Source organism: Nostoc sp. CMAA1605 (genome assembly GCF_021596505.1).
In the GTDB taxonomy this organism is placed as follows: domain Bacteria; phylum Cyanobacteriota; class Cyanobacteriia; order Cyanobacteriales; family Nostocaceae; genus Trichormus.
Genome location: NZ_PJIZ01000021.1, coordinates 1 through 24,853, shown reverse-complemented (window position 1 = coordinate 24,853; position 24,853 = coordinate 1). Strand labels below are relative to the sequence as shown.

Annotated in this window: 22 protein-coding genes and 1 pseudogene; 8 read left to right on the top strand and 15 right to left on the bottom strand. The window is 39.3% G+C overall.

Going from position 1 to position 24,853, the window contains the following annotated elements:
* Positions 1 to 56 precede the first annotated feature (56 nt).
* Positions 57 to 2,207, bottom strand: coding sequence for an FAD/NAD(P)-binding protein (locus CV014_RS30365; protein WP_329608363.1), 2,151 nt, complete (start codon positions 2,205 to 2,207; stop codon positions 57 to 59).
* 516 nt (positions 2,208 to 2,723) lie between these two features.
* On the opposite strand from CV014_RS30365, the gene CV014_RS10100 reads away from it, so the two are divergent.
* From CV014_RS10100 to CV014_RS10085, 4 genes are all read left to right on the top strand, one after another.
* Entirely contained in the window at positions 2,724 to 3,371 is a 648-nt protein-coding gene (locus CV014_RS10100) for an HAD family hydrolase (protein ID WP_236141903.1), read from the top strand.
* Between the two features lie 387 nt (positions 3,372 to 3,758).
* Positions 3,759 to 4,721 carry a sulfurtransferase gene (locus tag CV014_RS10095; RefSeq protein WP_236141902.1) on the top strand — a complete coding sequence of 321 codons (963 nt, stop codon included), beginning with the start codon at positions 3,759 to 3,761 and terminating at the stop codon, positions 4,719 to 4,721.
* Positions 4,722 to 4,774: 53 nt separating this feature from the next.
* Positions 4,775 to 4,948 (top strand): hypothetical protein, encoded by a 174-nt coding sequence (locus CV014_RS10090; protein WP_236141901.1) that lies wholly within the window; start codon positions 4,775 to 4,777, stop codon positions 4,946 to 4,948.
* Positions 4,949 to 5,323: 375 nt separating this feature from the next.
* Positions 5,324 to 6,499 carry a YeeE/YedE family protein gene (locus CV014_RS10085; RefSeq protein WP_236141900.1) on the top strand — a complete coding sequence of 392 codons (1,176 nt, stop codon included), beginning with the start codon at positions 5,324 to 5,326 and terminating at the stop codon, positions 6,497 to 6,499.
* On the opposite strand, the gene CV014_RS29970 is transcribed toward CV014_RS10085, so the two are convergent.
* The gene (locus CV014_RS29970; RefSeq protein WP_268964607.1) at positions 6,468 to 6,593 is read right to left on the bottom strand and encodes a hypothetical protein; all 126 of its coding nucleotides are present in this window, start codon (positions 6,591 to 6,593) and stop codon (positions 6,468 to 6,470) included. The two genes, CV014_RS10085 and CV014_RS29970, sit on opposite strands and share 32 nt — an antisense overlap.
* Positions 6,594 to 6,991: 398 nt before the next feature.
* Between CV014_RS29970 and CV014_RS10080 the strand changes: the two genes are divergently transcribed.
* The 3 genes from CV014_RS10080 to CV014_RS10070 all read left to right on the top strand — a co-directional run bounded on the left by CV014_RS10080 (position 6,992) and on the right by CV014_RS10070 (position 9,629).
* Positions 6,992 to 8,653 (top strand): FAD-dependent oxidoreductase, encoded by a 1,662-nt coding sequence (locus CV014_RS10080; protein ID WP_236141899.1) that lies wholly within the window; start codon positions 6,992 to 6,994, stop codon positions 8,651 to 8,653.
* A gap of 4 nt (positions 8,654 to 8,657) precedes the next feature.
* A complete protein-coding gene (locus tag CV014_RS10075; protein WP_236141898.1) occupies positions 8,658 to 8,999 on the top strand; it encodes a 4Fe-4S dicluster domain-containing protein in 342 nt (113 codons plus the stop codon).
* Positions 9,000 to 9,182: 183 nt separating this feature from the next.
* On the top strand, positions 9,183 to 9,629 hold the full coding sequence (locus CV014_RS10070) for a PLP-dependent transferase (RefSeq protein ID WP_236141897.1): 447 nt from the start codon (positions 9,183 to 9,185) through the stop codon (positions 9,627 to 9,629).
* 169 nt (positions 9,630 to 9,798) lie between these two features.
* On the opposite strand, the gene CV014_RS10065 is transcribed toward CV014_RS10070, so the two are convergent.
* The 7 genes from CV014_RS10065 to ssuD form a co-directional block, all read right to left on the bottom strand.
* Positions 9,799 to 11,079, bottom strand: coding sequence for a DUF2357 domain-containing protein (locus tag CV014_RS10065; RefSeq protein WP_236141896.1), 1,281 nt, complete (start codon positions 11,077 to 11,079; stop codon positions 9,799 to 9,801).
* Positions 11,076 to 12,575: an AAA family ATPase gene (locus CV014_RS10060; RefSeq protein WP_236141895.1), complete on the bottom strand. Its 1,500-nt coding sequence runs from the start codon at positions 12,573 to 12,575 to the stop codon at positions 11,076 to 11,078. The genes CV014_RS10065 and CV014_RS10060 overlap by 4 nt, the downstream gene beginning before the upstream one ends.
* Before the next feature lie 9 nt (positions 12,576 to 12,584).
* The gene (locus CV014_RS10055; RefSeq protein WP_236141894.1) at positions 12,585 to 13,784 is read right to left on the bottom strand and encodes a DNA cytosine methyltransferase; all 1,200 of its coding nucleotides are present in this window, start codon (positions 13,782 to 13,784) and stop codon (positions 12,585 to 12,587) included.
* Between the two features lie 149 nt (positions 13,785 to 13,933).
* Entirely contained in the window at positions 13,934 to 15,088 is a 1,155-nt protein-coding gene (locus CV014_RS10050; protein WP_236141893.1) for a DNA cytosine methyltransferase, read from the bottom strand.
* Positions 15,089 to 15,385: 297 nt separating this feature from the next.
* Complete coding sequence (locus CV014_RS10045; RefSeq protein WP_236141892.1) at positions 15,386 to 15,571, bottom strand: ribbon-helix-helix domain-containing protein; 186 nt, start codon at positions 15,569 to 15,571, stop codon at positions 15,386 to 15,388.
* Positions 15,572 to 15,675: 104 nt separating this feature from the next.
* Positions 15,676 to 16,242: an NADPH-dependent FMN reductase gene (gene ssuE, locus CV014_RS10040; RefSeq protein ID WP_236141891.1), complete on the bottom strand. Its 567-nt coding sequence runs from the start codon at positions 16,240 to 16,242 to the stop codon at positions 15,676 to 15,678.
* Positions 16,243 to 16,260: 18 nt separating this feature from the next.
* On the bottom strand, positions 16,261 to 17,421 hold the full coding sequence (gene ssuD, locus CV014_RS10035; protein ID WP_236141890.1) for an FMNH2-dependent alkanesulfonate monooxygenase: 1,161 nt from the start codon (positions 17,419 to 17,421) through the stop codon (positions 16,261 to 16,263).
* A gap of 284 nt (positions 17,422 to 17,705) precedes the next feature.
* On the opposite strand from ssuD, the gene CV014_RS10030 reads away from it, so the two are divergent.
* The gene (locus CV014_RS10030) at positions 17,706 to 18,953 is read left to right on the top strand and encodes a tetratricopeptide repeat protein (RefSeq protein WP_236141889.1); all 1,248 of its coding nucleotides are present in this window, start codon (positions 17,706 to 17,708) and stop codon (positions 18,951 to 18,953) included.
* A 246-nt stretch (positions 18,954 to 19,199) separates the two neighbouring features.
* Here CV014_RS10030 and CV014_RS10025 read toward each other — a convergent pair whose 3' ends face one another.
* From CV014_RS10025 to CV014_RS10000, 6 genes and pseudogenes are all read right to left on the bottom strand, one after another.
* A complete protein-coding gene (locus CV014_RS10025; protein WP_236141888.1) occupies positions 19,200 to 20,012 on the bottom strand; it encodes a PhnD/SsuA/transferrin family substrate-binding protein in 813 nt (270 codons plus the stop codon).
* Between the two features lie 158 nt (positions 20,013 to 20,170).
* Entirely contained in the window at positions 20,171 to 21,289 is a 1,119-nt protein-coding gene (locus CV014_RS10020) for an aliphatic sulfonate ABC transporter substrate-binding protein (RefSeq protein ID WP_442946900.1), read from the bottom strand.
* 309 nt (positions 21,290 to 21,598) lie between these two features.
* Complete coding sequence (locus CV014_RS10015) at positions 21,599 to 22,264, bottom strand: glutathione S-transferase family protein (RefSeq protein ID WP_236141887.1); 666 nt, start codon at positions 22,262 to 22,264, stop codon at positions 21,599 to 21,601.
* Positions 22,265 to 22,376: 112 nt separating this feature from the next.
* Positions 22,377 to 23,501, bottom strand: a complete 1,125-nt coding sequence (locus tag CV014_RS10010; RefSeq protein WP_236141886.1) for an aryl-sulfate sulfotransferase — start codon at positions 23,499 to 23,501, stop codon at positions 22,377 to 22,379.
* A gap of 131 nt (positions 23,502 to 23,632) precedes the next feature.
* Positions 23,633 to 24,670 carry an NADP(H)-dependent aldo-keto reductase gene (locus CV014_RS10005; protein ID WP_236141885.1) on the bottom strand — a complete coding sequence of 346 codons (1,038 nt, stop codon included), beginning with the start codon at positions 24,668 to 24,670 and terminating at the stop codon, positions 23,633 to 23,635.
* Between the two features lie 34 nt (positions 24,671 to 24,704).
* A pseudogene (locus CV014_RS10000) lies at positions 24,705 to 24,853 on the bottom strand (glutathione S-transferase family protein); the annotation flags it as partial.

Here is a 24,853-nt window from a genome sequence, read left to right as displayed (position 1 = left end):
CTGAGTTCTAGCCAAGATAACTATTGATAGGGTGTGTAGCTGGAAAAGCCTACACCCTAGATTTGATAGTCTAGGGTTACTACAATTTTGCCCCCATGCTTATTTGCGGGTAAAGCTTCTGACATCTTTTGAGGATAAGGTAAGTTTAAACTTTTCATCAATTCAATGAACTGGTGGCGGCTACGTCCAACAAACCGGGGATTGCAACGTTTTTCACCGCCAATAGTAGAGACAGTACGTCCTTGGTAGTCGTGGCCAGGATAGACGAAGGTTTCATCAGGAAGGGTAAACAGCTTTTGTGTGATGACATCGTATAGCAATCCCGCGTCACCACTTTGAAAGTCTGTACGTCCACAACCCCGAATTAATAAAGCATCTCCAGTTAATAAATGAGTCCCATTGATTAAGTAAGCCATATGGCTATCTGTATGACCTGGGGTAGCGATCGCTTGTATTTTGACGCTACCTAGTTGTAAGATTTCCCCATCACGGATGTAGCCATCTGCGCCCACAACATCAGCATTCTCAGGAAAGATATTTACACATCCTGTATATTGTCGCAGTTGGCCTGCTCCAGTTATATGGTCAGCATGAACATGAGTTTCTAAGCAGTAATGCAGAGTTAATCCCATTTCTCTTAGTATTTGCAAGTCACGTTCGACTAGTTCTAAAACAGGATCTACTAAGATAGCGGCTTTAGTGGCTGCATCACCAATTAGGTAAGTATAGGTACTCGATTCTTTATCAAAGAGTTGACGAAATAGCATAGTCGGTTTGAATAACTCGTGTACCAGATTGTTAGTGTAGGGTTTGTGGTTGAAGGATTGCAGTAACTCTTGTGTCAAATTCGCAGCTTGGGTGCGAATTTCAGGAACAGCTGTGCTTTCCCAGAGATTTCCTTTACGTGGTGTTCCTAGTGTGTATAGCTGTTGCGAAACCTTACCTTCAGCATCAATCAAAGCACCATTGCTAGCAGTATCAATCCCAATTGATAGCGGGTGAGGACGCATCAGACGTTGTTCTTGCAAACTAGCAATTAATGGATGTTGTAATCTCCGATAGTTACAATTTGCACCTGTACAGTTAATAATTCTATTCACTCGCAAAACGATATTTTCGCCTGTTCTTCGTGCTTTAATCGTGACATCAATACCGTTTTCTACTTCCCGACAAGTTTGAATTTGGCCAGCATCATAAGTAAGTTGACTAGTCTGAACAATGGTATTGAGTAACTCGTCAATCTCCTCTGCAATCCGGTGACGATGGACTTCCCAGTAAGTTTTGATGTGGCGTAAAAATCGCTGCTGTTCTTGCAGTGGTAATATTTGCCAAAGCGGTTGTAGAATTGGACGAAGTGCATCGATCACTGCACGCCAGTCTTGTCCTTGAGTCGAAGCTGTTTGTATTTCTTTGCGGACTAAGTTTAGTAATCTTCGTACAGTTTTTGGTGCAGTATCTAAATCAATAAATGCTGGATAAGAGGTTGTGAGTTTGTGAGACTGAGGCTTTAATCCGTGGCGGGAAACAGCGTGAATCTTGCCTTTAAATCCTTGTTGATGTAAGGATACAACTAGATCAACCATTGTTAGACCTGTTCCAACTAGCAAAATCGTATCATCTGAATTGAGGTGAGAAATCGCATCATTAGACCAAGCATCTCTCACATGGGGGTGATGGTGTCCTAAAGAGGCTATTGGCTGTGGTGAAGATGCAGAAAAATTCCCTAAAGCTAGTACGACTTTCTGCACAGATAAATACTGTCCGCTTTGTAGATAGATGGTAGCTAAATCATCAGTTGTGGTAATGGCGATCGCTTCATCAAAAATCCTCTCTAATCGCACCCCATCGACTGCATTTGCTTCTGCTGTGTGAAGAATTGCTTGGATATATTTCCCATAAATTCGACGCTGTACATATGTTGATGCAGTGACTTGTGAATAGCCATGTGTATGCAACCAGTTTAAAAAATGTTCTGGTTGATCAGCAAAAGCACTCATCCGACCTGCTGGTACATTCAACAAATGACCATCAACTAATGTACTATAAGCCACACCTTTACCGATTTCTGGTCTACGTTCAATTAACTTAATTACCAGTGGTGTACTTGCTTTTCGGAGTAAATTTGCTGCGACTAAAGAACCACTAACACCACCGCCAATGATAGCGATCGCATCAGGATAAGTTTGGCTGAAAATATTTTCGTACATAAGTTATCTGCAATAACTTTGTGTCTATGAAATCAATTTATTGCAGATAAATGTCTAATATCTATGCTTGATAAATTAAACAAATATAAATACCCGTTAGACGATGCTAAAAGGGGTATATTCTTGCTGATTGGTAAAACTCTAACGAGATAAGCATCTCGATGCAGGATTTTTGTTTAATTCCGAAATTAAATACTATTTTTTCTGATGATCTTATTTGCAACTGCTTAACAATATCAAAACCCTCCAATACAAATGTCAACTTATCTTGACATCTATCACTAAATGATGTTCCTGAATTAGAGAAATATTTTTACTCTAAGTAATTCTAGTTATTTCTATTACTCAATATATGGTCGCTAATTAATCTTACTTCTATTAGCATAGAATATCATTTTTGATTAATCAAATATTTTTATGGTTCTCACTTGAGGGAATAGTTTATTTCAGGAAGCGATCGCTCATCAAGTAAATTGGTATTGGGTTTAAGTAACAACTAGCTTGTAGTATTTAAATATGTATGCCTCTGTTATTTTGTTTGATTTAGATGGGACTTTAACAGATCCCAAACTTGGCATTACTCGCTGTATTCAATTTGCTATATCAGAACTTGGTCACAGTCCACCCGATGCAGATAAATTAGATTGGTGCATCGGGCCTCCAATCAAAGATAGTTTTTCCCAGTTATTAAACACTTCAGAGGAGACAGTTTTAGCACAAGCAATTTCACTATATCGTCATCGCTTTGCCACAATTGGATTATTTGAAAATTCTCTTTATCCCCAAATTGTAGAAACCCTAGAAGCTATTCGCCTCGCTGGTTATCAAACCTTTGTTGCCACTTCTAAACCACATATTTATGCTACCCGTATCATCGATCATTTTAGATTATCCTCATTTTTTAATTACGTTTACGGCAGTGAACTGGATGGAACTCGCAGTGTAAAAAGTGACTTAATTAATTACATTTTGCTTGCAGAAAATCTTGAACCTACTAATGTGGTGATGGTAGGCGATCGCTCTCACGATATGATCGGAGCTAAACATAACGGCGTAACTGCAATTGGTGTTACCTACGGCTACGGAACTGAGGAAGAATTAATAACTTATGGTGCTGATTTGATTGCACGTACTCCAGATGAGATTGCTAGATTACTGATTTAGTTCAAAACTCACCTTCATTAACGAATGCTCATTTTTGGTTGGGGAAGTTTTCTATGATTCATTCCCTACCAAAAAAATTAGCGATCGCTTTTTCCCTCTTCCTTCCACTTTCTCAGCAAAATACTACCATCTCTTGAGAATTTATAGCTTGTCCTTATATTTAGCACCAGTAATTATTATAAATACCTATTGTTACTATATTGGATATTTATACCTCTAACTACAGCTTCGGCATTCATAGCACTTGTATTCCGCTTGTATATGTGGAATGCTTATATACATAAATGTAAAATCCTGTTTATCGCTCGGCTTAGAGTATTTTAACTACTAGATGTGACTTAACATCTGGCGAGTTTCGCTTGGAATATATAGCCACTAACAACAATCATGAAGATACGGAAATTTTTCTGGGCAAAGTGGAAGCAGAATAAACTGTTTGCTTTAGGCCTAGCAATTTGTGCTTGTTTATTCATCACTCCCATACTGCATTTACCAGTGTGGGGAGCTACATCTGCGGCTAAGATTCAGTTCGTTTCGCCTAATTGGGTAGCAGAGAATGCCAAAGATTCCAACCTGAGAATTCTAGATGTGAGAAATTTACCTCTAGACTATATCGATGGACACCTACCTGGAGCAGTGAATATTGCTGATACAGCCTTTCGTGGCCCCAGAGAAGGTCTACCGGTGCAATATTGGGAAAATCAGAAATTAGGTCAAATATTTGCTAATTCAGGAGTTACCAATAACAGTCGTGTCCTCGTTTACTCCGACGCTAGAGACGTACTAGGCGCGACGATGGTGGCTTATTTGCTAGAACGGTCTGGAGTCAAAGACATAGCTGTGTTGGATGGTGGCTACACAGGTTACGAAGCCGCATCACTATCAGTAACTAAAGAATTTCCTCAATATAAAGTGGGTAAATTCACAGTTAAAGATAACCCTGCTGTGCGTGTTTCATTAAACGATGTCAGAAAACTGATTGGGAAAAAAGGCGTTACCTTCATCGACCCCAGACCGGCAGATTTATTCCAAGGGAAGGAAAAGATTTGGTTACGGAATGGGCATATTCCTGGGGCGCGCAATATCCCTTGGCCGACCTTTACAGATGCTCAAAATCCTCACAAACTGAAATCTTTAGAGGAAATCAAAAAAATCCTGGCTGACAAAAAAATTACTCCGGCTGATGACATCATCGTTAGTTGTAGTACAGGAAGGGAAGCAACTCTGCAATATGTGGTGTTAAAGCATTTGCTGGGTTATCCCAAAGTACGAGTGTATGAAGGTTCTTGGACTGAGTACAGCACTCAATCAGACCTACCCGTAGCTACTGGCCCCGAACAGGTAAGTTAGATGTTTATAAGACCGTTGAATATTAGTATTCTTGGCAACTGATGAGGATAAAAATGATGAAATTTGCAATGTTATCTTTGGCTGTGTTATTGACTAGCTTCGGCATCGTAGATACTCTCCAAGCTAATCAATCTATGAATAATTCTGATCAGGAAAGTTTGGTAGCTTGTAGACGAAGTAAAGATACTCAAACCACAGACCAAGACAAAAACACCTCCAGAGTTTAATGTCTCAAAAGAAGGGATAGGTATTCCATTTGATTTTTGAGAAAAACTGATCAAGCGATCGCAATACAACCAACCCAACGATGTATTTTTTCCACGTTGGGTTTTAGCTAAATCTGGCTCATACCAATTTTGGATTTTGGATACTTCGACAAGCTCAGTACAAGTTTTGGATTTTGGATTAAAAGCCTAGATTCTTAGGGTATTCCAGAATCTCGCAACAATACTACCTATCCCAATTCGATATCAGACTAATTGTGATACCAATTCACTAAAATTCTGATACAGATCCAAACCCAGAAAACCTTGTCAAGTCAGGATTTATCAATTGCGAATTGCGAATTGCGAATTGGTATGAGTTGTTTTATGAGTAGTGGTGTGGACAATATACTTCCATCAGAATCCCGCTTATTACCACCTAAACCGCAAAAATTAATTGTGGCGATCGCATTATTCACTTTGACAGCCGGAGCAGTTTTCTTGAGTGAATATGGCTGGCGACAAAGTGTATTATTTCTCATCGGTGGTTTATTGGGTATGAGCCTTTATCATTCTAGTTTTGGTTTTGCTTCTGCATACCGTAAACTACTGTTAAACAGGGATGCGCGAGGAATATACGCCCAGTTGTTGATGTTAGCGATCGCGACTGTATTATTTGCACCAGCGTTAGCTGCTGGAAAGGTTTTTGGTCAAGAAGTTACAGGTGCGATCGCTCCTGTGGGTATATCAGGCGCGATCGGTGCATTCGTTTTTGGCATAGGAATGCAATTAGGTGGTGCTTGTGGTTGCGGTACACTTTATACAATCGGTGGTGGTAGTTACACTATGCTTATCACCTTGCTCACCTTTTGTCTAGGAGCATTTTGGGCTAGTTTAACTAGACACCTCTGGGCTAGTTTACCCAAGACTGAACCCATCGTCTTAGGCGAAACTCTGGGTTGGACAGGTGCAGTAGTTCTACAGTTAGGAATTCTACTGTTGTTAGCAGGGTTGCTATGGTTGTGGAGTCAAACCAGCAAACCAGCATCAACAGAACCTCCCTCACCCTTAAGCTTAGGATTTTTATCTGGCTCTTGGTCAATATTTACAGGAGGAATAGCCTTAGCTGTACTTAACTGGCTCACCCTGATAATTTCTGGCGAACCTTGGCGGATTACCTGGGGCTTTGCTTTGTGGACAGCCAAAATTGCCACAGTTTTAGGTTGGAATCCCTCCACAAGTCAATTTTGGGATGGCGATACAGCCTTGTCCGATAGCGTATTTGCAGATGTAACATCTGTGATGAATTTGGGTATTATCTTGGGTGCATTATTAGCAGCCGCCTTAGCCGGAAAACTTACGCCACAAACTCAAGTTAGCCCATCAAAAATTTTTGCTCAAGTGATTGGTGGTTTAATCATGGGTTATGGTGCTTTTACTGCCTTCGGATGTAATGTCAGTGCCTTTTTCAGTGCCATTGCTTCCACTAGCCTACATGGTTGGGTGTGGATCATTTGCGCTTTGTTAGGTACTGCAATTGGTATTAAGCTACGTCCTTTGTTTCATCTAAGTTGAAAGTGCTGAGTGTTGAGTGCTGAGTGCTGAGTTTTGAGTGTTGAGTGCTGTTAGCGGTAGCGCGGCGTTTAGCCGGTGCTGAGTTTTGAGTCAAAAGTCAAGAGTTTCTAGTGTTCTGCCAAGAGAAGTTGGCAAGGTTAATAGCAGCAAAAAAATCTCTTTCTCCCCCTGCTTGCCCTAGCCTAGCAATTTGAGGTTGGTGAACTACTGGTGGGACTGTTAAATTAAGAAACTACTAACAAAAATATATTCACTCAAGATTTCAGTTCCAGAGTTCAATCTGGAATTATTTTTCTAAAGAAAACTTAGAAAACCTAATATTTAGTGTATCATAATGAATATTTTAAAGATTGTTCCTACTGTCTAAAACAATAAACTCAGACTTGCTCTTTGAGGGGGTTCGTCTTGAGGTTAACTATGTCAAAGGTTTTATAGACTGTGGAACGAACTCTGAGGAATTGACAAATCAATATCCACCAGGAGGAAAAAGAATTGCTTACAAATTATAGTGAAGATGAATTACAGTTGACTGCTGATGTATTGGTCATTGGTGGTGGACCTGCTGCTGCGTGGGCGGCTTGGGCGGCTGCAACTCAAGGTGTTAAAGTCATCATTGCTGATAAAGGATTTCTCGGTACGAGTGGCGCAGCCGCAGCCAGTGGTAATGGCATTATGGCTCCTTCTCCAGAAAATTGGGAAAAGGTTGTATCAGAGCGTTATCGCATAGGAAAAAACCTGGCTAACTTACGTTGGATTGAGAGGGTGATCGAAAAAACTTGGCTCAGTTTACCCTTAGTGGAAGACTGGGGCTATCGTTTTCCTAAAGAAAACGGGGAATCGGTGCGTCAGAGTTATTACGGCCCGGAATATATGCGGGTAATGCGAAAAAACCTCTTACGTGTCGGCGTGGAGATTCTTGATCAGAGTCCTGTTTTAGAACTTTTGTTGGCTGAAGATGGCTCAGTGGCAGGAGCCAGAGGAGTACAGAGACAAAATCATCGTACCTATACTGTTCGGGCTGGTGCAGTAGTCATGGCTAATGGCGGTTGTGCATTCTTGAGTAAAGCATTAGGTTGCAATACTAATACAGGTGATGGAATGCTGATGGCGGTGGAAGCTGGTGGCGAACTCTCTAGTATGGAAGCTTCAAATCACTATGCCATCTCCACTGGTTTTAATGCCACAGTCACAAGGGGCGTTCCTTTTGGTTGGGCTAGTTACAGTGATGAAGCAGGTAATGATTTAGGTGGTTATATCAATGGTCGTCGTGACCCTGCTTTTCTTCCTAATGCTCTTTTAAAAGGCTCTGTTTATGCTCGTTTGGATCGAGCTACACCAGAAGTGAAAGCTGTGATTGAAAAGTCCCATTTCATCGCTTTTCTACCCTATAAAAAAGCTGGGATTGATCCCTATACAGAACGTGTACCAGTCACTCTGGTTTTAGAAGGTACAGTGCGCGGTACAGGTGGAATTAGGATTATTAATGATAGTTGCGGCACAACAGTTCCTGGTCTTTATGCTGCTGGGGATGCAGCATCGCGGGAGTTTCTAGCGGGTTTAGCTTCTGGAGGTGGCGGGCCGAATGCGGCTTGGGCAATCTCTACAGGACAATGGGCGGGAGTGGGAGCAGCAGAATTTGCCAAAAGTCTAGGTGTTCATGCTCATCAACGAGTGGTGCGTCCTGCTGGTCAAGTGGGATTGCGATCGCCGATGGTGGGCGGAACGTCATCACCTTCATCAAATTCCGAAACATTTGATAGTGAAGCGATCGTGCGCGGTGTCCAAGCTGAGATGTTTCCACTAGAGAAGAATTATTTACGCTCAGAGAAGGGTTTGCTGGATTCTCTCGCCAAATTAGAAATGCTTTGGCAGCAAGTACAAATGACACCGAAACAAGATAGTGTACGCGATATAGAAGTTTCGCGTCGTGCTGTCGCTCTGACGGCTGTAGCTCGATGGGCATATTTTAGTGCTTTACATCGCACAGAGAGTCGCAGTGAACATATCCGCGTGGATTATCCTGAAACTGATGTTAATCAGCGTTATTATCAAGCCACAGGTGGCTTAGACAAGTTATGGGTGAGACGAGATTGGATTACAGAACCAATTACCACATCCCCAGTAGTTAACAATCCCACTCCAGCCTCAGTATAACTTTATGATTGAACTTGTCAGCCATCAGCTTTGTATTAATTGCAATGTATGCGTCAAAGTTTGTCCAACCAATGTCTTTGATGCAGTTCCTGACCAACCACCTGCGATCGCCCGTAAAGAAGATTGTCAAACTTGTTTCATGTGTGAAGCATATTGTCCTGCCGATGCGCTCTATGTCGCACCCGAATCTCATACTGAGATCACGGTTAATGAAGATGACTTAATCGCTAGCGGCATTATGGGTGAATATCGCCGCATCTTGGGTTGGGGATATGGCAGAAAAAACAATAGTGAATTAGATACTGCCCATAAACTGCGCCAACTCCCGCGCCCATATCAAAGTTAATACCTGCGCTAAAAAGAGGATCAAGAAGACTAATTTAGACAATCATCTATTTGGTTTGTTGACTGTTGGCTCTCAGTAGTCAACAGTCTAACAATTTTGGATTTTCAATTTGGATGCTAAAATACTAAAAATCGATAGCTTTATAGTAGTTTAATCAAGTATCTTGCCTGTTTGTAATTTTCTATGTCTGAAAAATATCGTTTTGAAACTTTGCAAGTTCATGCTGGACAAGAACCAGCTTTAGGAACTAATGCCCGTGCTGTACCGATTTATCAAACAACTTCATACGTGTTTGATGATGCCGAGCATGGAGCGCGGTTGTTTGCTCTGCAAGAGTTCGGCAACATTTACACGCGGATGATGAATCCGACAACAGACGTATTTGAAAAACTTATTGCAGCCTTAGAAGGGGGTGTGGCAGCATTAGCTACCTCTAGCAGTCAAGCGGCGCAGTTCTTAGCTATCAGCACGATCGCTCAAGCTGGAGATAACATTGTTTCCACCTATTCTTCAGTTCAGATTGTTAAACATAGTCTGTACAGTCACTTTTTCTACTTTCGTTTAAACCGGATATTTTCAAGTCAGAACGGTTGGAGGAAAAACCCAACTATCTTAATGAAAGTAAAGTAGACTAAAACCGTTTTCCTTCTTGCCATCTGCCTGATCCCAACACTAAATATTCACGCTGACTCACTTAGGTGAACAAACACATAAACTGAAACAATCATTATTAGACATCTCCGAAAAAGAATCTCAAACCCTTATGCTGTCTAGATGAAAACCTCATTTCTGGAGATGTCTATTGGATAACTTGTAAAAGTAGATTAGCAAACCTAGCTCGATCATTAGCAGAAAGGAGGCTTAAATCTTGCTGTTCTTCAGTTACTCCTACTTTAGGAACAACGCCCTCTGGAAAAACTAAGATTATTTTGGGTGATTGAGTAGATCGTTTGTTCCACAAATTACGAAAATCATAAAGGTATGCAAGAGCTTTATATACACTATCTCGTTTGTAAACTATATCTTGAGTATTTTTTATCTCTATTAGTAATGGACATTCACTACCGTCTGCTAGATAAAACGACAAAATGATATCTGGGCGGTGTTCAGAACCGCTAATACCAGTATATTGGTTAATAACTTTTTTGTATTCTGACTTAAATGAAAAAGCTTGCATGAGACTCTGATCAAAATACACATCTGCTCTAAGTCCATCTTTTGGACGCAGGAAACGAGCAACCTGTTTACGATTACGTCTAATTAGACCAAATTCAACTGGCTTTCCGAAAGCTAAATCAATTGCAAGTACATCAAGTAAGACTATTAGGACATAAAGCTCAAATAAATCATCGTCATTAATTGGTGCTAACCATCCTTGTTGTAGTATCTGTAAAATGCTTTCCCACTTGCTTTGAGTTATTACAGCATCCATCTGTATTTGTAAATCCGCCAGTTCCCGATAGCGCCAGTCACGATGACGTTTTGCACGTTGATACATTAGACCTGTAGCTTTGTATTCTTGTGGAACTTCTTTTATATGCGGTTCTTTAAGAGCTAATTGTGCAGATAACTCCATTTCTAAAATCTCTTTTGGTATTGCACTACTTCCTATAGATTCTTTTAATAATCTAATTGTGTCACATATCTGCAATAGAAAAAATTTTAAGAGTCTATTTTCAGGAATATCTGAAGATTTTTCGCTTTGTTTAACTGTATATGTACCTGCATTTGCTCTACCAGACTTCTGCATACATAGAGTTTGCGTCCAAAGGATTTTTCCCCGCACTCCACGATGTGAAACTTCAAGTTTTCCATTGATTACATGGCTAATTGAACGGATAAGACTGCGTAGGTGATTTTGGAAAAATACTTGTACACGCGGTTGTATAAGATAATAAATGCGACAAAAAAAAATATAGTCAAAAGGCTTTTCAGATAATTGGATAAGAAAGTGCTTAAGACTGTTTTCTTCGATGGATTTAGATACAGTGTAGTCTACTTTACTTCCTGTATAGAGAAATCTTCCAGCTTGTGCGGACGAACGTATAAATGATACCCACTCATCGCGTAGATAATTCATAGACCTAACTCATAACCTGTCCAGTTCCCAAGTAGTTTACCTGTTTTTGTCTTATTAACCGTTTGTAACTCCAAGACTTCTGTAATTAAATTAAGAATATCTTCATGCTTTCTATCCTTACCTTCAAATTGTGGATACAAATACATCTCTATAGCTTCAAGAAATATTAATTTTATCTCATGTTTATCCGTCATTGTATTGATAAAATTTTTTCGTTGATACAAGTATTTAATTATATCAATAGGTATTGCAGGTCCTACAAGTAAATCAATTTTAGCAAGTCCTTCATCGTCTCTAGGAGCAAATATTCCTTCTAAATACTTCATACATTCTGTATAAAAAATATTATTATCTTCATTTTTAAGAATACTAGCTTTTTCAGTTAAAAGATTTTTATAATCATCCTGTGTAGGAATAGAAACATCTATAAAAGCAAAGCGTCTCATAAAAGCATATGAAAGTTGAAATAGGCTTGCTTTATCAAACGTATTCATCGTTCCTATCATACGCCAGTCTTCTGGAACCGGAATTCTATATGTGTCTTGCTCAAGTTCATTGTATTTAGCAATTTCATCAGCATTTCCAATAACTATATCAAGTAATTTTTCACCTTCACGTTTTTTAAAAGGTAATTTGATATTTTTACCAGTTAATAAAGTGAACATTTCACCAAATGCTTTGTCAATGTCAGCACGGTTAATCTCATCAATGATCAACCAGCGTCTATTTAACAGAGAATGAAGTACGATAGACGGAAAAAAATTAAGTGGCTCAGATTTACCATCAGTAGCCAAACTTGGATCTGGTAAATAACCACCAATGGTTTCAAATGTAGTCCAATCAGATGTAGCTGTTACAATATCGTAGGAAAAACCAAAACTTTTACAAAGGCAAATAGCAAGTTCTGTTTTTCCAGTTCCAGGTGGACCTAAAAATATTATTTGTTTCCCTGCTTGCAATGCGCTTACTGCCTGACGAAACTGTTTGCCGAGCGCAACAAGGTTACATGGATTATTATCTTCTAAATTTGTAAGATTTAAGTTAATTGAAAATACTGTCTCCTCTGGTCTATCATTTAAGCCATTGAATAATATCTCTTCCTGATTCAAATCAGAACATAGTTGTTCGTAATAATCTTTAACCTTTGAATTTCTTGTAAAATATAACAATTCAAAGTTAAATTTTTCATCATTTGTTTTAACAAACAAAATTGTTTGTAATTCAGAATATATACGCAGTTTAACTTGTTCTGATAATTTTGTTAATATTTCATCATCTGTATAAACAAAAATAATGTGTGGAGAATTATGCTTGAACTGCTCAGGCACTCGATTATATACTTGTTTTTTATCTGTTACTACACTTGCTCTACCTTCTTGATTGAATTGATTTAAAAACCATTCAATAACTTTTTTGCCTTTTTTTGAATCTTGGGAAGGAGCCTTTACTAAATAAATCAAAGCTTCTTCTAGTTCATCAGATAAGTTTGTTGTCATAAATACACTTTAAATTTTATGAAAATGTTGCATTCTAACTTGATGTAATTTTAATGCTTTTAAAAACCCCGGAGGAAATTTGAGGCTGCTTGCTTCTGCACGATTTAAAAATCCAGCAGTAGCTTTAGCAGAAAGTGGTTTTGGCTCAAATTCCAAAAATTTTTCGATACCAATGGGAGTAATCATGACTGGCCATTGTGATACATTTGATTGGAAACGACCATTACCCAAAGACCATGCTGCATCTGGCCATCCTTTTTTGGCATTTAAAGGATAATCTTTAGAAGAATCATATGGTGTAGGATTATTTAGCTTATAACCTAACCATTCAGCAACATTCACAGTAACTGCATTACCTACTAACTTCCATCTGCTAGAAGCTTTAGCTACTGATTCAGCTGGTTGAGTCCAATTAGCTGCGAAGCCTTGTAATCTTTCTGCATCTTGGATATTAGGAGTTACAACTTTACCATTTGGACATAAAATTGCTGGCGGAGAGGGAATCCCTATGGTAGAACCACCTTTCAATGGTGGTATACTATCCACAGCAAGTCCCAAAGCGCGTGTGCCTTCTGTCCAGTAAAAACCGAGGGGAACTTTTAAAGAAGGTTCCTGAAGTTTAAGACTTACGCAGTCATCTGATAAAAGAACGGTACGTGGGTCGTGTCTAAGAGAAGCAACTAAGTAAACGCGTCTGCGCCGATGAGGTATTCCAAAGGCTGCCGAGTCAACAATACGGTAAGCCCAGTTATAACCAAGCTCTTCTAGTGAGGAAACAATTTTACTGATTGCAGATCCCTCTTTCAAATGAAGCATAAAGGTTACATTCTCAAGAATTAACCACTCAACACGATGATTTTGCAATATTCTGAAGACTTCATTAACTAACGAGGAATCTGACCCGCTAATGCCTGCCTTTGCTCCAACTGAACTAAGATTTTGACAAGGAAAGCCAGCACAAATTAGAGATGCTTCATTAGGAAGAAATTTAAGTTCCCTTATATCTTTAAATATTTCTCTATCTGGAAACTGAAAACTTAAGACTGCCTGTGCTGCTGAATCTATTTCACACATAAGCAATGTTTTATGTCCAGAGCGTTCAAAACCAAGTTCAAAACCACCTATACCAGAAAACAAACCTACTACATTAAGAGTGGTGGAACATGATAATGAGCTATTCTCCTTTTTAGAAATTACAGTTTCTAGCATTAGTTTTAACCCTCAGAGTTGATTTTTAAAGTAAGCTAAAGTAAATAATTTGTCTTTTTAATATTTCAATCTTTGATGTCAATAAAGTTACTTTTTATTAAAAAATTCTTTAATCATGGATTGACTATATCTAATAATGTATTTCCAAATTAAATATCATACTGCAATATTTCTCTTGCTATAACATAAGACATTTTAGGAGGTACAGCATTTCCTATAATTGTTGCTAATGAAGTTCTTCTTTTAGCTGGAGTAAAATCAAAATAATCAGGAAAAAACTGAATCCGAGCTGCTTCATGACCTGTCAGTGTCCTTTGTCTTTCAGGATGAACATAGCGACCCATACACATACTATAGAAACCGCTTGTGATAGTAGGTGCTGGAAATTCCCATCTCAGTCTGCCATAAATACTTTTGTAAGTATGTTTTTTGTAACGGTGACAAGGGGGACGTTGCTCATCCGGCAAGTCAAAAATATTTTTCTCAAATAAAAAACTGATACGTTTTTTATTATCTGCGGATGGATTCGATGGCATATCTATAAATGTTTTTACATCTATGTCAATTAAGTCTCCAATAGCCCACTTTAAATCACGTTCTTCTGTAACATATTTTTTTTCCAATGCTGCTATATTTGATTGAGTTTTTTTTGAAGCAATTAGTAAAAGCCGTTTACGATACTGAGGCACACCTATACGAACTAAATTAATATTTCCTATATAACTAAACTGGTAGCCAAGATATGACAAAAAATTAGCAGTCTTTTGAACCACCTGATTTTTATCATGAATTGCACCAGTAACATTTTCTATAATTACATGATTGGGTTTAAGTACCTCTGCTGCTCTTGCCATATACAGGTAAAGCTCGTTTTTAGGATCATTGCGCCTTGTAGAGTTATTTAAATCGGAATGTCCTTGACATGGTGGGCCACCTATGAGAATATCTATTTTTCCTATACTTTTAGCTAAAACTTTTTCTTCATCTGAGAAATCACTACCTAAAGGTAACTTGAAAAAATTTCTTATATCTTCAGTTTTGACATTATTTTTATCTGAAATAAAATGACTAAAATTTGTTTTAAAACAATCTGTGGTTAACACATCATTATCTACAGCAAATGCAATCTCAAAGTTCAAATCAAGATATCTACAAGCTTCTAAGATACCTAAACTCATTCCTCCGCATCCACAAAATAAATCTACAATTTTTACTGTCTTTTTTACATTTAACAAAACAGGAATAGAAGTTTGTCTTAAAAAAGAATAATCGTCACCACAAACTTCTAATTCTTTATTGGACATTTGGTTTTCATCAATATGTTTAAATAACTCCAATTGTACCATTTTAACTTTTAAACTTTGGATTAAATACAATAAGCAAAATAGATTGGTAAATTAAAATTCTAACATAAATTTAGCGATTATATTAAGCAAACATTTCGTAATTCAGTGTAGTTAAAATTTATGTATATCAAATAAAGCGATTTGTAACCTAAAATAAAGCTTTTGTCAAGTTGTGCTTTTACTTATTGAAATACATTACCCTTAGATGACGATATAACTAAGCGATCGCCAGGAAAAAATTCACAATCAATCTTCCTAGTAAGCTAAAGCTTGTTCTTTCGCCACAGCCTCAGCTATAACTTGCCGCAACCATTCAGACCGATTCTTCTTTGCTCTCACATACTGATCCAAATCATCTGGAAGCATCACGGTGATAGGCTTTGTATCGTGCTTTACTCCTACCCCTTTTGGTTGAAAGCGAGTCTCATAATCTTTTCTCATAGTTTTTAACTCATTCTCATAACTATATCCTAGAGAACTGTAGCAAAAAATAGCAGATGGATGGAAATCGCCCATCTGCTAGAAAAAAAGAGTAAATAAGAAATTTAGTTACTGTGGGCTAATTGTTTAGTCTGATTCTGGGAATAATCCACTGCAAGAGTAAACTCCTTCAGGACATCTTGCAATCTTTGGTTGATTTCTTCATCAATTTGTACACTACCATCAGTGAGAATTTGAATTTGCTTATCAACTGCGTATACTGTGCTTAATATATGTCGTGCGCCTAATTCAGATAACACAGGTTTTAGGGCATACTCAACTGATAATAAATGGGCAATTGTCCCACCTGTTGCTATTGGTAGTATGACTTTGCCTATGAAGGCTTTCTGCGGTAATAAATCTAAAAATGCTTTCAGGACACCTGTGTAAGCTGCTTTGTAGATCGGAGTGGCAATAATGATACCACTGGCTTTTTCTATTAAAGCTTTGGGTTTTTGTAAGGCAGCACTATCATAGCGTCCATAGGCTAAGTCTTCGGCTGGTATATCTCGAACTGAGATGATATCTATATCTATACCTGGCTGTGATAAAGTTTTGGCAGCGTGTTCTAGAATGGCGTAAGTTCTGGAAGGATGAGAGGGACTGCCGGCGATCGCTAATATATGTGTCATGTGAAAGATGTCCTGGGATTAATCTACAGTGGCAATTGTGCGAGTTTTGGTTGGTTGATCGGGGAATTCTTGGTTGGCTACAACTTCACCAAAGGGGCTTAATAGTTGCGGTTCTAAGGTTGGTTGATGCTGTAAGGGCAAACGTGGGAAGAGTAATTCTGCTACTCGGTAAGCTTCTTCTAGGTGGGGATAACCGGAGAAAATGAAGGTATCGATACCTAATTCTTGATATTCCAACATTCTCTGCGCCACAGTGTCAGGATCACCTACTAAGGCAGTTCCCGCACCACCACGCACTAAACCCACTCCCGCCCATAAGTTGGGGCTGATTTCTAGGGTTTCGCGAGAGCCGTTGTGTAGTGTGGTCATCCGGCGTTGTCCTTCGGAATCCATCCGTGCGTAAGCTTTTTGAGCTTTGGCGATCGCCGCATCATCCACATAGCGAATTAAGTCGTTAGCTGCATCCCAAGCTTGGCTTTCCGTCTCCCGCACAATCACGTGGAGACGAATCCCAAAGCGTAAGGTTCTCCCTTGATCTGCGGCTAATCGGCGTACATTAGCTATCTTTTGGGCAACTTGCGCTGGTGGTTCACCCCAAGTTAAATATACATCTACGTGTTTGGCAGCAATTTCTTGAGCTATGGGAGAAGAACCACCGAACCACAGAGGCGGATAAGGTTTCTGGACTGTGGGAAATAACAGCTTGCCATCTTGAATATGTAGATAATCTCCTTGGATATTGGCTGTTTCTCCGGCGGCAATTTCTCGCCACACTCCTAAAAATTCATCTGTGAGTTTGTAGCGATCGTCATGGGACAGATGCAATCCATCTCCAGCCAATTCTACTGGATCGCCCCCTGTCACCACGTTAATTAATAACCTCCCACCGGAAATGCGGTCAAATGTTGCCGCCATCCTGGCTGCTACTCCTGGTGACATCAAGCCCGGACGTATGGCTACCAAAAATTTCATCTGTTTGGTGTGCGTCACTAGAGTTGATGCCAAAATCCAAGCATCTTCACAAGAACGTCCTGTAGGCAATAATGCTCCAGCAAAACCTAAGTGATCCACTGCTTGAGCAATCTGTCGCCAGTAATCAAAGTTGACTACTCGCCCACCTATAGCAGTACCTAAATAGCGTCCTTCACCGTGAGTCGGAATAAACCAAAGTAGCTGCATGATATCTTTGCCAGAACAACATTTCCTGATTTTAATTACGGTGAGTTTATCGATTTACCGTATTATTTCACTTTTAGAATATGCCACAGATACGTCGGTAAATCAATACTTTTACAAAAGTAAATACAGTTTCTCTATCGAGTTTTAGTATTTTACTGGTTGCGGTTTTGTGGTGAGTGTGACATACTCATGTCCATAAGTACATTATTCCGACCAACTTACCGGAGTTTTGTTTAAGAGATGTGATTACCACTTCTCGCAAATTGTGGTGCAAGGGGTTTATTATGCTTAAAGATGCACAGGGATTAATAGTTACGACAGATTCAACCCAAGCGATCGCCGCCATTAACAGTTTTAGCGATCAGATGTTGGCCTATGGTAAAGATGCAGAAACAGCAATTTTAGAAGCAATTGCGGCAGATCCCACTTGTGCATTAGCCCATGCTTATGCGGCGGCTTATTATCTCACCCAAGAAAACCGCAAAGCTTGGCAGCAAGCTCTACCATATCTGCAAACAGCACAACAAAATTGCGCCAAAATTACTAAAAGAGAATATTTATATGTGCAAGCTATTTCAGCTTGGGCAAATCAAGAAATTGATGTCGCGATCGCTTTACATGAGCAAATTACTGATCAGTTTCCGCGTGATTTAATTTCCGTACAGCAGGGACAGTATCACTATTTTTACACTGGCGACAAAGATAAATTATGCAAGATTGCTCAGAAAGTTTTACCAAGCAATCCTGAGAATCATTATTTATACGGTATGGTGGCGTTTGGTTTAGAACAATGTCATCAACTCAATGCCGCAGAAAAGATAGCACGTCAGGCGATCGCGTTAAATCGATATGATGCTTGGGCGCATCATGCGATCGCTCATGTGATGGAAACTCAAGGAAGAGTCGATGAGGGGATAGCTTGGATGGAGAATTTTGCAGATACCTGGGAAAATTGCAACTCCATGCTTTACACCCACAACTGGTGGCACATCGCACTGTATTATTTAGATTTAAAAAATTACCAAAAAGTTCTGCAACTTTACGATCAGCACATTTGGCAGCGTGCTAATAAACAATCTCCTAAAGACCAAGTGGGGGCAATTTCATTATTATTGCGGCTAGAGTTGCGTGGTGTGAATGTGGGCGATCGCTGGCAAGGTATCAGTCCTTATCTTTACAGCCGCATTGATGAACACGCTTTACCATTTCAAGATTTGCATTATGTCTATGCTCTTACCAGAGCCGGACATGATGATTGGGTGCATCAAATGCTTGTGAGTATGCAGCATCACACTTTCAGTATTAATCCTTTCTTACGTCGGAGTTGGTTGGAAGTAGCAATTCCTGCCGCTAGAGGAATGTTTGCTCACGCCAAGGGCGATTTTCGCACAACTATTGCAGAACTCCAGCCAGTTTTATCAAGGTTGCATGAAATTGGCGGGAGTCACGCACAGCGAGTTTTATTTCGGCAGATTTATCAAGATGCTGTATTATCAGTACAAAAGCAGAGTTGGGTTTATGCAGTTTCTTGAAAATCAACTGGCTAAGTAGAACGACTTGAAAAAAACAAACTATGTGAAGTAATGTGAAAAAATTGGAGTCTAGTTCGTAGTAAGGACTACCCTTCGGGAACGCTTCGCGAACAGTCCTTATTAGAAGACTAAAGTCCTCTCTACGAGACGCTTGCGCGTAGCTTGCTTCCCCGCAGGGGTACACTACAAACCTTGAATTATCTACACCATTCTACTTACATAGTTTCTAACGGTTGTCGTTATTCTTTAGGACAAGGTGAGAAAAGAGCGATCGCGATAAATTTGATTTAATATTTCATAGTCCTCTAATTGCACTGGTGCAAAACGTCTGACTCCAAATTGTTGCATTACTCTTTGCAGTTGCTCATCTGGTTGGAGTAATGCCAACTGTATTTGTTGAGTTAAAGATATACCCAGATGTTGTGCTGCTGCTAATGGTGGCATCGGTGAAGGCCCTAGCACTTCCACCACACGCAAATGCTGTGATATTTCGGGAAAATTATTTAACTCCTGTTCGAGTACCACGCTATCAATTGCAGCACAATCTGCTAATCCCTCAATTACCCAGCGAATTGAATGCTGATGTGAGCCTGATTGGAGAGTTTTGCTAAAGAAATTTTGAGGATTTTTTTCTTGAGTTAATCTCTGACAAAGTAAATTGTAACCGCTATTAGAACCAGGGTCGTTATAGCAAAATATTTTGTCTGCTAAATCTGTAAACTTATGAATATCACTCTGGGCATTGACAATTACATCCGCATAATAAATGGGCTGATTATGATATCTTGATGATTGCATCACAGGTGCAACCAGAGTTTGCCATTGATTGGGAACTGTTTGACTGTAGCGAATTAGCGGTAATCCACAAATAAAAGCTAGGTCTATTTTGTCTTGTAACAATAGGGGATCTACTAAAGGGTCATATTCACTTTGTTGTAAGTGTAAATCTATTTGTAAACAACGACTTAAATAAGTAGCGATCGCTTGATAAAATGTAAACCAATTGGGAGATAAATAAGACGTGATTTGCAAATTTTTAGGAATGTTATTTTTTTGCATAAGATTATATGTATAAGCTGGATATAATTATACATTATCTAATTTTAGCAAGAAATAAATTCAAAACCCTAGCTTGTTGAATAAAGCAGGGTTTTTTATCAAATATTTTTGGTTAAAATCTCAATTCAGAATCAAGTGAACAGCAAATTCTCCCAATATTATTTTTTAGCTAAAACTTCTTGAGGAGTAATTGCAGCATATTGTTCTGGTGTTAAAAAACCATCTCTAACATTGACTTTTTTGGGTATCAGTCCCAAGGCGAACCACTTATCAGCTACTTCTTGCTGTTTAGTAATAATCTGCTCAGTAATTGGTATGAGTGTGAAGTCATACTTACTGTGCATAATCTCTAGTGTAGGTGCATCAAGTTGAGTAATTGGAGCCAGTAATGTTGCTAGTTCTTTAGGATTATTTTTAGACCAATTCTGAGCTTTTTGCAGTTCTTCTAGAAAAATCTTAATGACTTCAGGATTTTCTTGATAAAACTTACGGGTTGTAGAGAAAAAGTTATTAGTATCTCGCAAACCATTACCGCCATCCGTCAATACTTTCCCTACCTTCTGCTGAACATTTCTAGTCACAAATGGTTCCCAAATAAACCAAGCATCGACTTTCCCCTGGCTAAATGCTACATTCGCATCTGGAGGTGGTAAGAAAATGGACTGTATATCACTGAGTTTTAACCCTTCTCTTTCTACGGCTCTCACTAAGAGATAATGACCAATAGATGCTTTTTGGAAGGCAATTTTTTTTCCTTTTAAATCTTTTACACTTTTAGCAGTCGAGTTAGCAGGAACTAAAAGTGAAACTGCTCTCCCATCGGAAGAATTCGCCGCTAAATAAACCAGAGGTGTCCCGGCGGCTTGGGCAAAAATAGGAGGTGATTCTGCTGTTGAAGCAATATCCAGCGCGTTTGTATTTAAGGCTTCTAATTGCTGAGGGCCAGCAGCAAATTCAGGCCACTCCACCTTGTAGCCTAAAGGCTCTAATCGTTGTTCTAAGATGCGTTTTTGTTCTAGAACTGCTAATGCTGTCAGTTGCTTAGAACGGACGATTCTGACTACTTTATTAGTATTATTAGTGGTAGTTTGATTCGCAACATTTGATTTTGGTACATCTGCTTGCTGCTGAGTATTATTTTGTGGACTACTGCAACTAAATATTGTGGTAGATAATACTAAGCTATAACCAAAAGCAAATAAGGCATGACGACGAGTAATAGGTTGACGTTGCCATGATTTAATTTGAATTTTGAAAGTTTTCATCAATTGATTCATTTGCCATTACCAAGCTGTTGAAGAGGATCAGGTTTAATTAGAAAAAATAAGGTGGGTAAACCACCTTATATGACCGATTAGAGGTTTACTGTGGCAAAACTTATGGCTGAAGCATATGGGCGTTATTGAGGTAGTAAGAAATTGCCAAGATTAAGCAATTTGTAATTATTTTTCCCTTTGTGGCGAATAGGGATGAGGAAATGGGAATTGAGGAAAAATGGTGAAAGTTATGAGCATCTGCGATACGAGGTATAGTTTACCCAATTCCCAAGATTTAATTCCTGTTATTGTTGAACAGAAAAACTTGTATTACACAGCTACAGGAGTAGCAAATCTAGCATATCGTTCTATGTAGAACTCTTTACTGTTAGCGATCGCTAAGACTGAATCACGTTGTTTCAGAGCCTTCTTCCACTGACGCAAACGAGTAAATTCTTCTGGTATACCAAAACCTCGATAATGCTTCAGTGCAGGCCAACGCTCAAACCAGGGGTAAAAAGTGAAATCTACCAGACTAATAGATTCACCAAACCAATAAGGGCCATTTCCTGATAACTTTCTTAAACCTTCATGTTCGATAAATTCCAGATGTTTGTATAGTTCTTGTTTAGCAGCTTCTTGTTGTGCAACTTCTGGACTACGCAAGAGAGTAGAAAAAGCCGGAACAAATCGAGTATTAGCAAAATCAATCCAGATACGAGCCTGAGCTTTAGCAATAGCACTACTAGGTAAAAGCGGCGGATTTGGAAATACTTCATCAAGATATTCGTTAATTACCGCCGATTCCCAGACTCTATGCTCACCATGTACAATTGCCGGCACTTTTCCATAGGGAGAAATTTCTATAAATCCCTCTGGTTTGTTTTGCAAGTTAATTTCAATTAAATCAAAGTCGATACCTTTTTCTTGCAACACCAAGCGCGAACGGTGAGCATAAGGACAAACGACTGCGCTGTATATCTGAATGTCGGACATATTGATTATTCCTCTTAATTAATAGTGCTGAGTGCTGAGTAATGAGTGCTGAGTTGAGAAATCAATTTTGCCTTGTCTACATTGTCCCCAATCCCCAGTCCCCAATCCCCAACTAAAGCCAAGGGACTTCTTCAGGTGCATAACGAAAAGCACGGAAGACGGAATTTTGTTCCCCACGAGCTACGGCTGAGTTATCACCAGGGATATTCCGCACGGCAAAATGGGGATTGACATATTCCCAGACAATCTCACCATTAACTGTCACCTCAAATATCCGACCGAAAGCACCTTCTGTGATTAAAGTATTACCATTCGCTAGACGTTGTGCGCCGGATATATAGGAACTGAAGAAGTTGTGGGGTGGGTTATCAGCATACTCCCAAACTATCTCTTTAGTTTGACGGTTAACTTCTATCACACGAGAATAATTGAGTGCAGTGTGACGACGATGTGCGCCATTGTCAAAAATCAGGATATTACCGTTAGTTAACTCGTTAGGAAAGTGCTGCTGTGCTAAAACATCATCTCCCAACGTCCAGATAATTTCTCCTGTATTGCGATCGATAATTGCGACAGTAGAAATGTTGCGGAAGCTGACTATAATATTGCCGTCAGCGAGTTCACCGACAGTATTACCGTGCGTCCATTCGTGTCTTTGATCTTGGGGTGTAATAGTAAAAGTATCTGGATCTAAATGTTCGTAAGCGTGCCAAGTCCAGACAATTTCACCTCCAGGTGTCACTTCGTAAAGCACATCAGCATAGATATCACCGTCTGCTTCTGTTCCAGGTACGCCACCTTTGATGCGAGGAATCAAAGATTGAGGTATCTTCTCAATAGCTAATAAAATAGTGTTACCGTTGCGTAGTCTGCGACCGTCGTGATGATGATCTGGATGCTGATACTCCCAAATAATCTTTCCCTGGGAATCTACTTCTAAAACAACGCCACCTTTAAATGCACCCCACAAAGGAAAACGTGGCGGAATTTCTGGTGTTTTACCATTATAAAAAAGGTTGCCGTTGGGTAAGAGATAGCCATACAAACCTGGTGGATAGGGTAGATTCCATTGATGTACAACATCTCCTTCCAGATTCAGGAGATAGACTTCTCCATTACTTGTAAGTGGGGTAAAAAGTGTAAATCCTTTAAATACTTTGTCTGGATTATATGCTCTTAAACCAGTACCACGGCGACGAATAGTATTTTGGTCAACTGATGCTGTTGCGATCGTCATAGTTTATAAGTTGATATAGGAACTAAAAACTGTTTTTAAACCTAAAATTGGTATTGTTTTGTTGGATTAAGCTACACTTAACCCAACCGACTTTTCTTTTCAACTAACTCTTCACTGACAACTCAGCACTTCTATGGTGCAGGATTTGGATATCGAGTATGCACTGCGTCTATTTCTGCCAAGATATTTTTATCAAGAACGACATTAATGCTGTCTATATTTTCTTTGAGTTGTTCTAGTGTGGTAGCACCAATAATTGTACTAGCAACAAACCAGCGACTCCGCACAAATGCTATGGCTAATTGTGCTGGGCTTAATTGATGAAGTTTAGCTATTTCTACATAAGCTGCTACAGCTTCCTGTACATTGGGTTTTAAATAACGCTGACCAAAGTTTTCAAACAAAGTCACTCTCGTTTTCTCTGGTTTACCGTTGAGGTATTTACCAGTTAAATAACCAAATCCTAAAGGGCTATAAGCGAGTAAAGGAATGTTTTCGTAATAAACTGCCTCTGCTAGTGCGCCATCAAAAACTCGGTTGAGTAAGTTGTAAGCATTTTGGATGGAAACAACTTTAGGTAATCCTAATTTTTTTGCTGCTTGACTAAATTGTACAACTCCCCAAGGGGTTTCATTACTTAGGCCGAGATAGCGAATTTTACCTGCTTTAATGACATCCGCAAAAACTTCCAGTTGTTCAGTAATGGGGACTGTTGTTTTTACCTGCGCTGGGTCAAAGACGGTTTGACCAAAACGAGGAACATAGCGGTCTGGCCAATGGATTTGATATAAATCAATATAGTCTGTTTGTAACCTTGCAAGACTATCATCTATTGCTTGTTTGATATTGTTGCGGTCAAGTCCTTCTGCGCCATCACGCAACCATTTAAAGCCACGACCAGGCCCCGCAATTTTAGTAGCAATTATTAATTTATCTCGCTGTTGATGTTTTAACCATTCTCCAATATATTTTTCGGTTAAGCCGTAGGTTTCTCCACTAGGTGGTACGGGATACATTTCAGCCGCATCTATGAAATTAACTCCTTGATTAATCGCATAATCTAGCTGTTGATGGGCTTCTTCTATAGTATTTTGCCGCCCATAAGTCATTGTGCCAAGGCAAATTTCGGAAACATTTAGGTCACTGTTGCCTAATTGATTATATTGCATATTTTGGTATGATTCCGTGCTGGAATTGATCAGTTTAATAAATAGATGTTAACAACTTATCAATCGCATCTCGAAACGCTGTTGCTGCGCTGGCACTCATATCGCGAGGCGCGCAGATGCGATTTCTCAGATATGCGAATGTAATCGCCCCCACAGCAGCGAAGATAGGATCAACAATGCTAT